Below are 14036 nucleotides of genomic sequence, written 5' to 3' on the forward strand. Positions count from 1 at the left end.
TGAGTATGTTCCCCATGAAAAAGCCAACACCAAACCCACCAGAAGCCGACAACACCTCCCCCTACGAATCTTCCGGCTCGAAGAAATTCCACGAAGCCGCCGAGCGAGCGCTCGACCACTACCTCAAACCCAACGCCCTGACCCTGCGCTTCCACAAACCCAGCACCATGTTTCAGGTCGCGCCGGGCCAAGACAACGAAAGCCTCCTCGTCCACGCCTGCGAATCACTGGCCCAAGCCAACATCATGAGCAGCGACATCGCCGCCTACGTCGACCTCCCCGAACGGCGTGTAATTCTCGCGATCCAGCAAATCATCATGCTCGCGGAACTGGCCGTGAATCGCGTACTGGATAACCACGAAATCCCCCAATCCCCGCCACACAGCTAACCCCCCTGTGGGAGCGAGCCTGCTCGCGAAGGCGTCAGCCCATTCATCATTTTTGGTGCCTGACATACCGCTTTCGCGAGCAGGCTCACTCCTACAATTGGATCGTATGCAGTCGGAAGGTGATTGGTCGGCTCGTAGGCCGCCATCGCTGGCAAGCCAGCTCCCACAGGGATGGAGTACAACGCATTTTCAACACACCGCAAAACCTGGAGCTGCCGCAGGCTGCGATCTTTTGATGTTGATGTTTAAAAATCAAAAGATCGCAGCCTACGGCAGCTCCTACATTTCGGGCTTTTCGCGGAAGTTTCCGACGTGTTTTGCAGGTTGTCCGTCGGAAGTGCGGTGGATAGGCTTTGGGTGTCGCTGACGAATCAGCGACCGGACTTGGTCGTCCGGGTTTAGAATGGCGCACTTTTCAAGTTTGCTTAATGGCGAGCTGTGCGTGGGAGGGCTTCGGCCCTGCCGGGTTTCCATTCCCTGGTCGACCAACCTGCGTACGGTTCGCCACCCTTCTGCTTGGTCGCAGCGTCTGGCGAACTTCACATCCCGAATGGAGTTTCATGATGAAAAAGCCAACACCAAATCCGCCCGAAGCGGATAACACCTCCCCCTACGAATCTTCCGGCTCGAAGAAATTCCACGAAGCCGCCGAGCGAGCGCTCGACCACTACTTCAAACCCAACGAGTTGACCCTGCGCTTCCACAAACCCAGCACCATGTTCCAGGTCGCGCCGGGCCAAGACAACGAAAGCCTCCTCGTCCACGCCTGCGAATCACTGGCGCAAGCCAGCCTCATGTCCAGCGACATCGCCGCCTACGTCGACCTCCCGCAGCGACGTACGATTCTGGCGATCCAGCAAATCATCATGCTCGCGGAACTGGCGGTCAACCGGGTGCTGGATCAAGTCGAAGTGACGCAACCTGCGCCACACAGCTGACCCAGTGGAGCGGGCTTGCTCCCACAGTTTTGATTGAGTGCATTCATCCAGAAAATGGTTGGCTGTAAGGCCGTCATCGCTGGCAAGCCAGCTCCCACAGGGATGGAGTACAACGCATTTTCAACACACCGTAAAACCCGTAGAAGCCGCCGCAGGCTGTGATCTTTTGATGTTGACGTTTAAAAATCAACAGATCGCAGCCTATGGCAGTTCCACAAGCGTGATTTCGCGGATATTTCCGACGTGTTTTTGCAGGTTGTTCGTCGGAAGTGCGGTGGATAAGTTTCCGCTGAAGCCGCCGGCAAACCCCATGCTTAATAGCCAATTAATATAACTAACCTGTCAGGTTTGACAGTATCCCTTCAACTTTTTTAAGTGAACAATCAGTGCCGTATCACTTCACCCACGTTTTCAGGCAAATCATGCCACTTCACGACAGGTGCATAGAAATGACCACGACCACTCAAGATAAAGAAAGATCCTATCCGGGTTCTATCAAGGGAACAGTTACACCTCGTCCCAACGAAAAGGTTGATCTGCCGATCAGAATATTCACGCTAATGGATGGACGCGTAGGCGTCGATGGTTTCCGCCTTGCCGCAGGTCGTAATGCAAAGGCGGTATTCCTGGAGTTCCCTGGGAACATCAGCAATGGCAAGCACGATTTCACCAAGGATGGTCCGATCACAAGAATTTCTTACACTGAAGGCCCCTTTCATGACTCGCCATCCTTTGAAGGAGTCAAAAATGGCAAGGGGTATGTAGAGATCAAATTTAATCGTCAAGAGGGAACATTATTTGCAAAAATAGTGAATGTAGACCTCAAAGAAAAACACGGCGACATCGAACTCAAACTTAATGTCACCATTGAAGCTAAAGATCTCTTGGATCAAGACTAATTAAAACCTGACCATCACTTGATATTTTGCGAACGCCTGCGCATCAACGGGGGGGCACGCGGTAATGCGCGCCCCTTCTACAACACCAGAGAGAATGTTAGCTTGCTTGGCAATCCCGAATCGCCGAGAGCCCAAGCCCAATGAAAAAAACTGTCCTGGCCTTCAGCCGCATCACCCCCCCAATGATCGAACGCCTGCAACAAGAGTTCGACGTCATCGTCCCCAACCCAAAAAACGGCGACATCAACGCTCAATTCAACGAAGCCCTGCCCCACGCCCACGGCCTCATCGGCGTCGGCCGCAAACTCGGCAAAGCCCAACTCGAAACCGCCGCCAAACTGGAAGTGGTCTCCAGCGTCTCCGTCGGCTACGACAACTACGACCTCGACTACTTCAATGAACGCGGGATCATGCTCACCAACACCCCGGATGTGCTCACCGAAAGCACCGCCGACCTCGCCTTCACCCTTATCATGAGCAGCGCCCGCCGCGTCGCCGAACTCGACACCTGGACCAAGGCCGGCCAATGGCAAGCCAGCGTCGGCGCCCCACTGTTCGGCTGTGACGTGCACGGCAAAACCCTCGGCATCGTCGGTATGGGCAACATCGGCGCCGCCGTCGCCCGCCGCGGCCGGTTCGGCTTCAACATGCCGATCATCTACAGCGGCAACAGCCGCAAGAGCGACCTCGAACAAGAACTCGGCGCGCAATTTCGCAGCCTCGACCAACTGCTCGCCGAAGCCGATTTCGTTTGCCTCGTGGTGCCCCTCAGCGACAAGACCCGCCACCTCATCAGCCATCGCGAACTGGCCCTGATGAAACCGAGCGCGATTCTGGTCAACATCTCCCGCGGCCCGGTGGTCGATGAACCCGCGCTGATCGAAGCACTGCAAAACAATCAGATTCGCGGTGCCGGCCTGGACGTCTACGAGAAAGAACCGCTGGCCGAGTCGCCACTGTTCCAACTGAAAAACGCTGTGACCTTGCCGCATATCGGTTCCGCCACCCATGAAACCCGCGAAGCCATGGCCAATCGCGCGCTCGCCAACCTGCGCAGCGCGCTGCTCGGCGAACGCCCGCAGGATTTGGTCAACCCGCAAGTCTGGCGCGGATAAAAAAATACGGGCAAGTGCAACATCGCACTTGCCCGTTAGTTATCGCCATACACAACTTGAAATTGAACAACAAACCAAATTAAACAACAGCGTTATAAGCTCCTCCCGGCTGTCGAATGATCGGCAAGCGCTATGGAGAGCCAAAACCTTGAACGCCCAGACAACCGACAAACTTATCCGCTACAGCAAAGTTATATTGATGGCTTACATCAGTTTCTTTGGTCTGCTGGTGATGATCCACAATTTCACCGACTATGATTCAAACTACACTTACGTGGCCCATATCCTAAGCATGGACACCACCACTGCCAGTGAAACCATAAAGTACCGAGCCATCGAATCGCCGATGATTCATCACCGGATCTACTGGTTCATCATCACACTGGAAGTCACGTATACGGTGTTGTGCCTGATAGGCACCTATCAGCTCTATCGCAACATCAACGCCTCCGCCGAAATATTCCACGAGGCAAAAAAGTTCTCGATCATGGGCATACTGGCGGCAATATTCATTTATTACGTTTGCCTGCAAACCGTGGGGGTGGAATGGTTTGATATGGACACTTCTCAATCATGGAATGCCAAGGACTGGGCACGCCACATCGTTGATTTTATATTCCCGGTAATGATTTACATCACATTGAAAGTCGAGCGCTGAAGTTCAGCGCTCGTTTATTTCAAGCCAACTTCCCCTGCACCGGCGGCACCACCGCTTTCGGTTTACGAAACACCAGCACGTTACCCAGCATCACCAATACCAGACCGACCAGCGCCGGAGCTGTCCACTGGTAACCCTCGGCAAACGCCGAGACGTTCAGCGCCACCACCGGGAACAGCACCGTGCAGTAAGCCGCACGTTCCGGCCCCATGCGCCCGACCAGCGTCAGGTACGCGGTGAAACCGATCACCGAGCCCGGAATCACCAGATACAGCAACGCACCGACGTAACGCGGCGACCAGTCCATGTCGAACGAAATGCCTTTGACCAGGCACCACACCGTCAGCATTGCCGCGCCATAAGCCATGCCCCAGGCATTGGTGGTCAGCGGCTTGAGACCGGCCTTCTGTTGCAGGCTCGACAGCATGTTGCCCGCCGAAAAACACAAGGTGCCGCACAGGGCCAAGCCAAGGCCAAGCAAGGTTTGCGGGCTGGCCTGATGACCGGCCAGCTCCGGCCAAAACAACATGCCCAGACCGAACAAGCCCAGCGCCCCACCCATCAGCACATTGCGGGCAATTCGCTGGCCGAAGAACACCCGCGCATTGAGCGCGTTCCACAAGGTTGCGGTGGAGAACACCACCGCCACCAGACCGCTGGGAATCCACTGACTGGCGGTGAGAAAGCACATGAAGTTGACGCAAAAAAGGCACAAGCCCTGAGCCACGCAGATCAAATGGCCGCGCCGGTTCATCGGTTGCAAGCGACGGCTGAGCAACAGCAAAACGAACAGCACCAACGCCGCGAGGCCGAAGCGATAGACGATCGACACCGGAATCGCCACCACGCCCAGTTGCCATTTCAGGGCAATCCAGGTGGTGCCCCAGATCAGCACGGTCAACAGATACAACGACAGATTCATGACGAACACTCCTTGATAGGCCTTGAGTGTCTGCTTCGGCAGGCGGCAAGCGCTTGCATAAACTTGCGCTTTTGTCGCCCGGCAGGCTGGCAGCGCCGGGGCTACGGAGTAGGATGCAAGGCGTTGAAGAGAACTGATCATGGCCGCCATCGATACGCTGCAAGTCTTTCAAGCACTTAACCGCTCGCCGAACGCACGCCTTGTGCACAGCGCCGAGCTCGGTGACGGCTTGTCTGCGGCTCTGTGGACCAATCATCACGATGCGCAGGAATACGAAGCGCCGAGCCATCACACCCTGTCCTGCTACATCGCTGGCGGGACCGGTACGTTTCGTCGCGGTCAGCCGGGCCAAAAGGGCGGGCCGGACAAGCTGTGCATCCTGCCGGCCGATCACGAATCGGGTTGGGTGATCAATGGCGATATTCGCCTGGCGCATCTGTATTTCAGCGCCGAACAGTTTGCCCTCGGTTGCGTCACGCTGCTCGATCGCGAGCCGCGAGAGATGCAGTTGCGTGAGCAGACCTTTCTCGAAGACCCGCAACAGGCACAACGCTTTCGGCAGCTGCTGACGCTGAATTGGGACGAACCCGCCGAGCGTTTGCTGACCAGCAGCCTTGCCCATGAATTGATCAGCCATACCCTGCTCAGTCAGGTCGGTGCCCGGCAGGGTTTACGTTTGAAAGGCGGACTGGCGCCGCACCAGCGCAGGCAATTGGTGGAATTCATCGACGCACAGTTGGCCGAGCCGATCAGCCTCGGGCAATTGGCCGGGTTGTGTGCGTTGTCGGAATACCACTTTGCGCGGATGTTTCGCGTGAGCTTCGGCCTGCCGCCGCATCAGTATGTGCTGGCACGACGTTTGAGCCGGGCGCGGGAGTTGTTGCGCGCAACCGCGTTGCCGCTGGGGGAGATTGCGCTGGCGTGCGGGTTTGCCAGTGCGAGTCATTTTACTAATCGGTTCAAGCAGGTGTTGGGTGGAACGCCCGGCGAGTATCGGCAGGCGTTCTTGCGTTAGGCCTGAAATCTTAAGTGCCTTTCAGGGCCTCTTCGCGAGCAGGCTCGCTCCCACATTTGGAATGCAATTCCCTGTGGGAGCGAGCCTGCTCGCGATGAACGATGACGCGGTTGCGGATCAGAACTCCAAAGTGCTGGAAAGCGAAACCTGCCGCGAATCCCCCATCGACACAAAGAACCGACTCGCCGCCGAGGTGTAATACGTGCGATCAAAAAGGTTCTTCACGTTGAGCTGAAACTTGACCTTCTGCCCTTCGACTTTGGTGTCGTAAGTAGCGAAGGCATCGGCCACGGTGTAGCTCGGCAGGTCAAAATCATTCACCGCGTTACCTGCTCGCTCACCGACATAGCGTGCTCCGGCACCGATGCGCAGTTGATCGCCGCCGATCACGCTGCCGAAGTCATACACCGCCGACAATGAGCCGCTGTTCTTCGCCACGTTTTGCAGGCGTTTGCCCTTGTACGTTGGGTCTTCGGTGACTTCGGCATCGGTATAGGCGTAGCTGCCGATCATGCTCCAGCGGTCGCTCAACTGACCGGTCATGTCCACTTCCAGACCGCGCGAACGCACTTCACCGGCGGCGCTGTAAATCGTCGTCGGGCCTTCGGAGTTGGCCACCAGCACGTTGCGTTTTTTGATGTCGAACAGTGCGACGTTACCGGTGATGCGCCCCGGCATATCCAGCCGTGCACCCAGCTCCCACGACTTGGCTTCTTCCGGCGCAATACTCCCGTCGAGCACGGTGCTGCTGCCGCTCAGCGGGGCAATGGTCGAGTTGGGCTTGAACGATTCGGTGTAGCTGCCATAGAACGACAGCTCGTCGGTGTAGCGATACACCAGACCTGCGCGCGGCACCCATTTCTGCCCGTTGCTGTCGGTGTTGGCCTTGAACGGCACGCCTTTGCCGGCGTACTGGTCGTACTCCTGAAAGCGCCCGCCGGCGACCAGAATCCACTGGTCGTTGAGGTGGATCGAGTCCTGCAAAAATACCGAATCGCTGCGCAGCAAATCGGTCTGGGCACTGTCTGCCGGGCTGACCGTGGTGCCCTCCACTTCGCGGCCGTACACAGGGTTGGTGTAGCTGAAGGTCGTCAGGCTTTTTTGGCGGATCAGGTCGGCGCGGTAGATCTTGCGGTACTCGTCGTCGACGCCGAACACCAGGTCATGCTGCATGCCCAACACGTTGACTTTGCCTTCGAGGCTGGCGGTGGTGAAACGGTCGGTGCTGATCGCGCCGTGGGTGCCGTCCATGCTGCGGGTCAGCGTGCCTTTATTGGTGTCGATGGCCGTGATGCGTACCTGGCTGGCGTCGTAGGTTTCGCGGTTCCAGCTGTAGCCGAAGTGGGCTTTCCAGTCATCGTTGAGTTCGTGATCGGCCTCGAAGTGATACAAATCCGAACGCCCTTCCATGTCGTTGAACGGCTCGTCGAGACGCTCCTTGCGTGAGATGTTCAGCGGATGGTTGGTGCGCGGATCGATCACCGTGCCGCGATCGAACGGCGTGAGGAATTCGCGATGCTCGTAGCCGAACGACAGCTTCGTGCGCTCGCCGAACCAAGCCAGCGAAGGGGCGATCAGGGTTTCGCGATGGGTGCCGTAGTTGCGCCAGTAATCCTCGTCTTCGTGATCCAGTACCAAGCGATAAGCGAACCCGGATTCACCCAGCGCACCGGTGCTGTCGAAGGTGCCGCCACTGCCGTTCTTGCCTTCGCCATAGGTCGAGCCGCGCAGGGTCAGCGCGTTGTATTGCTCAAGTTCGGGCTTCTTGCTGACGAGGTTGACCACCCCGCCCGGGTCCTGAATTCCATAGAGCAAAGACGCCGGGCCTTTGAGCACTTCGACGCGATCAACCGTGGCGTTCATGCCTCGGCCCTGCACGATCGGCATGCCGTCGCGCATGATCGAGCCGTTGCGGTTATCGCCGAAGCCGCGGGTCATCACCGAATCCTGCGTGCTGCCCAAGGTGTTGCCCTGGGTGATGCCACTGACGTTGGCCAGCGCGTCATCAAGGTTGCGCGGCGCCTGATCGCGGATCACTTGTGCGGGAATGACATTGACGGTCTGCGGGATTTCCTGAAGCGAGGCCGATGAGCGCATCACCGAGCTGGTTTGCGGCGGCTGGTAACTCATGGACTCGTCACGCATCGAGGTGATGGTGGTCGCGCCAAGATTCAGCGCACCGGCAGTGGGTTGTGGCTCCAGCGCCAGCGTGTGGCTGTCGGTACGGCGGAAGCTCAGGCCGGAACCTGTGAGCAGACGTTGCAGCGCTTGCTCGGCACTCATCTGACCGTTGACCGCCGGCGCGGTGAGGCCGTACGGCGCTTCATCGGTGTAGACCACACTTTGCCCGGTGACGCGGCTGAAGTCGCTCAGGGCCTGGGGCAGCGGTTTGGTGGCCAGGGAGAAACTGAACTGCTTTTGCGCCTGGCTGCTGACGGATTCAGCGGCGAGCGCCACGCTCATCGGCAGCAACGCCAATGCGGAAAAACTCAGCGCTTGAGCGCCCAACCACTGTTTGACCGAACCCGATTTTGCCTTGGACTTCATTACTCAATGACCTGTGTAGAACCGCAACGGATGCGAATGACTCGCAGTTTCAGTCACTACACGGATGGGGCTCGGGTTTACCTCACCACAATTTTGAAAATATTTTTCAGGAGATGTGTTGTCTGGTCTGGCGCCTTCGCGAAGAGGCCGTTTACCTCACTGCAAAATGATCAGATGCCCCAGTACTTGGTGCTGCTCAAACCCCATCACCCCTTGCAGCGAACTCAACACCGCATGCGGATCCTTGCTCGGAAAACTGCCGCTGACCTTGCGCGCCGCCAACTCATCGTTGAGCAACACAATCCGCCCGGGGTAATACCGGCGCAGATCCGCCACCACATCGCCCAGCGTCGACTTGTAGTAAGTCAGCCAACCCTGACGCCAGGCCAGTTGCGCTTCGCTGTCCACCGCGTGCAGTTTTTCCGCCGCGCCATCGCCGTAAGCCACTTGCTGGCCGGCCGTAAGAATCTGCTGCGCTGCACCGCGATCCGCCGTCACACCAACCCGCCCGGACAACACCGTGACCTGCGCGCCATGGTCTTGCAGACGCACTTCAAATTGCGTCCCGAGCACCCGCGCCTGGCCCTTTTCGGCCTCGACTACGAAAGGCTCGCCAGTATGGGTGACACTGAAAAAACCGGCGCCGCGACGCAACTGCACATGACGCTCGCCATGGCTGAAATTCACCGCAATGGCGCTGTCGGCGTCCAGTGTCACCTGCGTTTTATCGGCCAATGTCACGGTGCGGATCTCGCCAGGTGCCGACACATAATCTGCGCCCAGATCATCGATCCAGCGCTGCGGCTGCCAACCCGTGCCAAGACTGATCATCAACAGCAGACACGCGGCCATCGCCAGCGCGCCGGACCAGCGCAAGAGCTGTGGACGACGCGGACGATCCATCGCATTGAGATAACCCTGCAACGCCAAGGCCTCCTCATCGGCCAGGGTCCGCGCCGGCCCTTCGCTCAACTCCCAGACCACTTGCGCCTGTGCGTAAGCCTCAGCGTGGGCCGGGTCGGCGCGCAGCCAGTGGCTGAAGGTGAGTTGATCGCCAGCACTCGGCCGGTCATGCAGCAGGCTCAGCCAGGCAAAAGCGGCCTGTTCCTGAGCGGGCGTCGGGTTGACGCGGTCGATGTGCTTCACGGTGCTTTCCATGGCGTGCGTGGCGCGGGTTCGCGCAGGCTGGCCTTGCAGGCCTCGAGGGCGCGCATCATATGTTTTTCCACGGCGCTTTGGGACAGGCCCATGGCTTTGGCGATTTCCGCGTACTTGCGGCCGTGGATGCGATTGAGCAAAAAGATCTGCCGGGTGCGCTCGGGCAAGGCACGCAAGGCCGCTTCGACATGGCGCAGATCATTGCCGGCTTCGAGCGCGGCTTGCGGCTCGCTGCAGTGGCTGTCCGGTGCGTCGGGTTGCCAGCCTTCGTTGACGCGCACCCGCGTGCTTTCGCTGCGCAGATGGTCGATGGCGATGTTGCCGGCGCAGCGCAACAGGTAGGTGCTGAGCTCCTCGACTTGCACCAAGGGCCGACGCCAGAACCGCAGAAACAAATCCTGCACCAGATCCGCCGCCGTCGCCCGGCACCCGACACGCCGGTTCACCAGCGCTTCCATCTGCGAACGTTGGGACAGGAACACCTGCAGAAAATGCGCACGCGCCCCGCGCGGCTCGTCGTCGCGGGATTCCGGAGGCAGACCGATCAGCACTTCAGCACTGCGCCCATGCCGCGACCGGGCTGGCCAACAGACTGACCCCGGCCAGCGCCAAGGCCAGACGCGGGCGATACGGCAGCAACAGCACCAGCGCCAATGCGCTGAGCATCAGCACGGCAAACCAGTCGACCAGCCCGAAACTCCAGCCATTGGCCGTCACGGCCGCCCAAATCGATAAGCCCAGCAGCAACCAACCCGCCAGCGTCAGGCCGTGACGGCGTCGCGGCGAAGGTTTGTGGCCAAGCAATTCATCGTGGTGCCGAGGCATCGACAGGCACAGCGCCGTGAACCCGGCGTAGCAAAGCAAAAGCGCCAGCAGCATCAGTTTGTCCCTTGCTCAAGCGTGATCGGCCGGTGCGTTTCGCGGGGCGTTTTTTTGACCCTGACCGTGGTGGCGGCACGCTGCATCTTCCACGCGGCCCAGGCCAGGAAAACACCGGTAGCCAGACACGTCAGATCGAAACCGGCGAGTACCCAATCACCCTGCGCCAGCGTTACGCCGAGATTCCACGGCGTGGTCAGTGCATTGATCAGTGGCACCGCGATAAATAGCGCGGCACCCAGCACAAGCTGCTCGATCCACGCCTTGCGCCCGGTACGCAATAACGCATGCACCACGCTCAAACCCCAGGCAATAAAGAACGCATTCACTTCCCAATCTGCGCGTCCAGCCAGATCCACTGGCAGCAGCCGATTGGCGAGGAAGAACACCGCCACCGCCGACACAAGCCCGGCCATGCTGGTGATGTTCAGCACTTCCACCAGCCGCAACTCGAACGGCATCACACCGCTCTTGGCGTGTTTGAGCTGACGCTTGCCGAGCCAGATCACCAGCCCGGTGCCGATCATGGCTGTGCCCGCCAAGCCACAAATGAAGTACAACCAACGCAACACCGGCCCGGCAAAGTGGCCCATGTGCAGACCATAGAAAGCGCCGCCCACCGCCATCGCCGCCGGTTGATCCGGCGTGCTGCTGAGCATCTGCCCAGTGACACCGTTAAAAGTCACTGCGCTGCCAAAATCGTGAACCACACGATCGCCGGCGCGCGACAGCACCACCGAGGCATTTTCATCCCCGGGATTGCTCACCGAGAGCCGCGCGGTGTGGCCACCGACCCATTGCTCGCTGGCCTTGGCCAACAAGGGCGCCATGGGTGCCAGTGGAGCAGCAACATTCGCTCGCTCCGGCGTCTTCGAGGCCGGAAAAACCTCATCGTAAAACTTGCGCGCGTCGCCGCCGTAGGACGCCAGAATGCTTGCCGGCATGACCATCGACATGAAGATCACCAGGCTGCTGTAGGTGATCATCAAGTGAAACGGCAGCACCAAAACGCCCAAGGCGTTATGCCCATCGAGCCACGAACGCTGACCTTTGCGCGGGCGGAAGGTGAAGAAGTCCTTGAAAATTTTCTTGTGGGTGATGATCCCGGTGATGAGCGCGACGAACATCACCATCGCGGCGATCGTCGCCAGCCAGCGGCCCCACGGATAAGGCATTTGCAGCTGGAAGTGGAACCGGTAGAAGAACTCGCCGCCCATGCTTTCGCGGCCCTGCACTTCGGTGCCGGTTTGAGCGTCGAGGGTTCTGGATTCGAAGCGGCCACGCTCGCCGGGTTTCGCCGGGGCTTGTTGCCAGCGAACGGTCAGGCCGGGGTCGCGGGCGTCGGGCAGGTCGATCAGCCACCGCGAGGCGCCCGCCGCGTGTTGTTGCAGATAATCCTGGGCCAGCGTCAGGCTCGCCTCGGCATTGATCGGCCGCGCGGGGATTTCAGGCTGCATCCAGTGACTGGTTTCGTCCTTGAAATAGGCCAGGGTTCCCGTCAGGAAAATCGCGAACAACAACCAGCCGAACACCAGTCCGGCCCAGGTGTGCAACCAGGCCATCGCCTGACGGAAACCCTCTTTCATGCGTAACCCAATCCGCGCGCGGCGCCGGAGACGGTCGCCAGAATCACACTCGGCACCAGCAAACCGACCCACGCCGACCAGGCGGTGCGGCAGGCGAAACACCAAAGCACCGCGACCAGATAGACCAAAAAGGAAATAGTCATGCCGGTCACCACCGCTTCGGCACGGTTCAAGGGCAACCACATCGTCAGCGTGACACTGGCCAGCGCAGCAACCAGATAGCCGCCAAACACCGCCGCCAGCACCCGCGAGGTGACGGCAAGACGATAGGACATGGGGAGCGTGGCGAGTTTGGCTTTCATGTTTCGACCCTGAAACGGAAAACGTCCGGCCGACAAGCCGAACCAACAGGCGAGCAATATTAATGATAAATATTCTCATACGCAAAAGCATCTGATTGCCGGCCAACCTCCGACGCCCCTACAATGCGAACAGTTCTTGTTCTCTAACGTACAAACAGTGCGCCCGGAGTAATACCGTTGCCGTCCGCCCATCCCGTCGAATCGCTCTATCAAGCCCACCACAGCTGGCTGACCGGCTGGTTGCGGCGCAAACTCGGCTGCCCGGACAGCGCGGCGGATCTGGCGCAAGACACGTTCATCAAAGTGCTAACCGCCCGCGAAGCACCGGTGATCATCGAGCCGCGCGCCTTTCTCACCACCCTTGCCAAGCGCGTGCTGTGCAATCACTACCGCCGGCAGGATCTGGAGCGCGCCTACCTCGACACCCTGGCGCAGATGCCAGAACGAGTGGCGCCGTCGGAAGAAGACAAAGCGATCATCCTGCAAACCCTGATGGAGCTGGATCAACTGCTCGACGGTTTGCCACGGCTGGTCAAACGCGCCTTTCTATTGGCGCAAGTCGATGGCCTGACCTATCCGCAGATCGCCGCTGAACTGGGCATTTCTGTGGCCACGGTCAAACGCCATCTGAACAAAGCGGCGATGCGCTGCTATTTCGCTCTGTGAACCGCGCCCCGGATTTCTCCGCACAAGTGGCCGAACAGGCTGTGAGCTGGCTGCTGGAAATGCAGCAAGGCGCGTTCAGCGCGCGCCAGCAACAGGCGTTGCAACAGTGGCTGGACGCGCACAGCGAACACCGCCGCGCCTGGGAGCACATCGCGCGAGTCAACCAGCGCTTGCGCGGCGTGTCCTCGCCGCTGGCGCACGCGGCGTTGAACGGGCCGAAGTCCGGCGGCCGCCGTCAGGCACTGAAACTGTTGCTGATTCTTGGCGCCGGCTCCGCCGTTACCTGGGGCATGCGCGAGCACAATCCGCTGCCGCCGCTGCTCGCCGATTACCGCAGCCCGGTGGGTCAGCGACGCAAAATTGCATTGGGTGCGGGCGACCAGTTGCACCTCAACACGGCCAGTTCAGTGGATTTAGATGGCGGGCAGCGGCTGATTCGTTTGCTGGAAGGCGAAATGCTCCTGAGCGCCTCGCAATCATTCGAGATACGCACCGCGCAGGGTGTACTGAAAAGCCAGGGCGCGCGCCTCAACGTACGTCAGTTTGCCGATCGCACGCACGTCGCGCTGTTCGAAGGTCGAGTCGAACTGACCAGCAACGCACGCGCGCCAATGCTGCTGCCTGGCGCCCGACAACTGAGTTTTACCGCGACCGCTGTCAGTGAACCCAAATCACTGGACGCCAACAGCGGCGCCTGGGTCGACGGCATGCTGGTCGCCGCGCACATGCGCCTCGGTGATTTCCTCGATGAGCTGGGACGCTACCGTCGCGGGCAGCTCAATTGCGACAGGAAGGTCGCCGATCTGCTGATCTCCGGGACTTATCCACTGGACGACAGCGAGCGGATTCTCGACCTGCTGGAAATCAGCTTGCCGGTGAACGTGAAGCGATTTACCCGCTACTGGGTCAGTGTCGAAGCACGGGTTTGAAAATACTTAAAAACAAATGAGCCGTTTTTCAGA

Annotated in this window: 15 protein-coding genes; 8 read left to right on the plus strand and 7 right to left on the minus strand. The window is 59.3% G+C overall.

The window, feature by feature from the left end; translation table 11 throughout:
• The first annotated feature begins 14 nt into the window (after positions 1–14).
• The 5 genes from ACIOVB_RS11880 (at position 15) to ACIOVB_RS11900 (ending at position 3999) form a co-directional block, all read left to right on the plus strand.
• Positions 15–389: a DUF6124 family protein gene (locus ACIOVB_RS11880; RefSeq protein WP_401267846.1), complete on the plus strand. Its 375-nt coding sequence runs from the start codon at positions 15–17 to the stop codon at positions 387–389.
• 563 nt (positions 390–952) lie between these two features.
• On the plus strand, positions 953–1327 hold the full coding sequence (locus ACIOVB_RS11885; protein ID WP_401267849.1) for a DUF6124 family protein: 375 nt from the start codon (positions 953–955) through the stop codon (positions 1325–1327).
• Between the two features lie 449 nt (positions 1328–1776).
• Complete coding sequence (locus tag ACIOVB_RS11890) at positions 1777–2226, plus strand: hypothetical protein (protein ID WP_401267851.1); 450 nt, start codon at positions 1777–1779, stop codon at positions 2224–2226.
• A 140-nt stretch (positions 2227–2366) separates the two neighbouring features.
• Positions 2367–3341, plus strand: coding sequence for a 2-hydroxyacid dehydrogenase (locus ACIOVB_RS11895; protein WP_401267853.1), 975 nt, complete (start codon positions 2367–2369; stop codon positions 3339–3341).
• A gap of 148 nt (positions 3342–3489) precedes the next feature.
• Positions 3490–3999: a DUF2165 family protein gene (locus ACIOVB_RS11900; RefSeq protein WP_401267855.1), complete on the plus strand. Its 510-nt coding sequence runs from the start codon at positions 3490–3492 to the stop codon at positions 3997–3999.
• A 19-nt stretch (positions 4000–4018) separates the two neighbouring features.
• Here the strand turns inward: ACIOVB_RS11900 and ACIOVB_RS11905 are convergent, their stop codons facing one another.
• Positions 4019–4921, minus strand: coding sequence for a DMT family transporter (locus ACIOVB_RS11905; RefSeq protein WP_401267858.1), 903 nt, complete (start codon positions 4919–4921; stop codon positions 4019–4021).
• A gap of 139 nt (positions 4922–5060) precedes the next feature.
• Here ACIOVB_RS11905 and ACIOVB_RS11910 point away from each other — a divergent pair, with 139 nt between their 5' ends.
• On the plus strand, positions 5061–5936 hold the full coding sequence (locus tag ACIOVB_RS11910; RefSeq protein ID WP_401267861.1) for a helix-turn-helix domain-containing protein: 876 nt from the start codon (positions 5061–5063) through the stop codon (positions 5934–5936).
• A 117-nt stretch (positions 5937–6053) separates the two neighbouring features.
• Here ACIOVB_RS11910 and ACIOVB_RS11915 read toward each other — a convergent pair whose 3' ends face one another.
• The 6 genes from ACIOVB_RS11915 to ACIOVB_RS11940 all read right to left on the minus strand — a co-directional run bounded on the left by ACIOVB_RS11915 (position 6054) and on the right by ACIOVB_RS11940 (position 12408).
• Positions 6054–8483, minus strand: a complete 2430-nt coding sequence (locus ACIOVB_RS11915; protein ID WP_401267863.1) for a TonB-dependent siderophore receptor — start codon at positions 8481–8483, stop codon at positions 6054–6056.
• Positions 8484–8639: 156 nt separating this feature from the next.
• A complete protein-coding gene (locus ACIOVB_RS11920) occupies positions 8640–9629 on the minus strand; it encodes a FecR family protein (RefSeq protein ID WP_401267865.1) in 990 nt (329 codons plus the stop codon).
• The gene (locus ACIOVB_RS11925) at positions 9626–10192 is read right to left on the minus strand and encodes an RNA polymerase sigma factor (RefSeq protein WP_401267868.1); all 567 of its coding nucleotides are present in this window, start codon (positions 10190–10192) and stop codon (positions 9626–9628) included. Before ACIOVB_RS11925 ends, ACIOVB_RS11920 begins: the two co-directional genes overlap by 4 nt.
• A 1-nt stretch (position 10193) precedes the next feature.
• Positions 10194–10520, minus strand: coding sequence for a DUF3325 domain-containing protein (locus ACIOVB_RS11930; protein WP_187676841.1), 327 nt, complete (start codon positions 10518–10520; stop codon positions 10194–10196).
• Complete coding sequence (locus tag ACIOVB_RS11935; RefSeq protein ID WP_401267870.1) at positions 10520–12106, minus strand: PepSY-associated TM helix domain-containing protein; 1587 nt, start codon at positions 12104–12106, stop codon at positions 10520–10522. The genes ACIOVB_RS11930 and ACIOVB_RS11935 overlap by 1 nt, the downstream gene beginning before the upstream one ends.
• Entirely contained in the window at positions 12103–12408 is a 306-nt protein-coding gene (locus ACIOVB_RS11940) for a DUF3649 domain-containing protein (RefSeq protein ID WP_305441490.1), read from the minus strand. Before ACIOVB_RS11940 ends, ACIOVB_RS11935 begins: the two co-directional genes overlap by 4 nt.
• 177 nt (positions 12409–12585) lie before the next feature.
• Here ACIOVB_RS11940 and ACIOVB_RS11945 point away from each other — a divergent pair, with 177 nt between their 5' ends.
• Both ACIOVB_RS11945 and ACIOVB_RS11950 read left to right on the plus strand, forming a co-directional pair.
• A complete protein-coding gene (locus tag ACIOVB_RS11945; RefSeq protein ID WP_401267871.1) occupies positions 12586–13074 on the plus strand; it encodes a sigma-70 family RNA polymerase sigma factor in 489 nt (162 codons plus the stop codon).
• Positions 13071–14003: a FecR domain-containing protein gene (locus ACIOVB_RS11950; protein WP_401267873.1), complete on the plus strand. Its 933-nt coding sequence runs from the start codon at positions 13071–13073 to the stop codon at positions 14001–14003. Before ACIOVB_RS11945 ends, ACIOVB_RS11950 begins: the two co-directional genes overlap by 4 nt.
• Positions 14004–14036 lie beyond the last annotated feature (33 nt).

Source organism: Pseudomonas sp. NPDC087639 (genome assembly GCF_044743385.1).
In the GTDB taxonomy this organism is placed as follows: Bacteria; Pseudomonadota; Gammaproteobacteria; order Pseudomonadales; family Pseudomonadaceae; genus Aquipseudomonas.

Coding starts and splice junctions, on each gene's coding strand:
- ACIOVB_RS11880 (WP_401267846.1), top strand. CDS start 15: ATGAAAAAGCCAACACCAAACCCACCAGAAGCCGACAACACCTCCCCC.
- ACIOVB_RS11885 (WP_401267849.1), top strand. CDS start 953: ATGAAAAAGCCAACACCAAATCCGCCCGAAGCGGATAACACCTCCCCC.
- ACIOVB_RS11890 (WP_401267851.1), top strand. CDS start 1,777: ATGACCACGACCACTCAAGATAAAGAAAGATCCTATCCGGGTTCTATC.
- ACIOVB_RS11895 (WP_401267853.1), top strand. CDS start 2,367: ATGAAAAAAACTGTCCTGGCCTTCAGCCGCATCACCCCCCCAATGATC.
- ACIOVB_RS11905 (WP_401267858.1), bottom strand. CDS start 4,921: ATGAATCTGTCGTTGTATCTGTTGACCGTGCTGATCTGGGGCACCACC.
- ACIOVB_RS11910 (WP_401267861.1), top strand. CDS start 5,061: ATGGCCGCCATCGATACGCTGCAAGTCTTTCAAGCACTTAACCGCTCG.
- ACIOVB_RS11915 (WP_401267863.1), bottom strand. CDS start 8,483: ATGAAGTCCAAGGCAAAATCGGGTTCGGTCAAACAGTGGTTGGGCGCT.
- ACIOVB_RS11930 (WP_187676841.1), bottom strand. CDS start 10,520: ATGCTGCTGGCGCTTTTGCTTTGCTACGCCGGGTTCACGGCGCTGTGC.
- ACIOVB_RS11935 (WP_401267870.1), bottom strand. CDS start 12,106: ATGAAAGAGGGTTTCCGTCAGGCGATGGCCTGGTTGCACACCTGGGCC.
- ACIOVB_RS11940 (WP_305441490.1), bottom strand. CDS start 12,408: ATGAAAGCCAAACTCGCCACGCTCCCCATGTCCTATCGTCTTGCCGTC.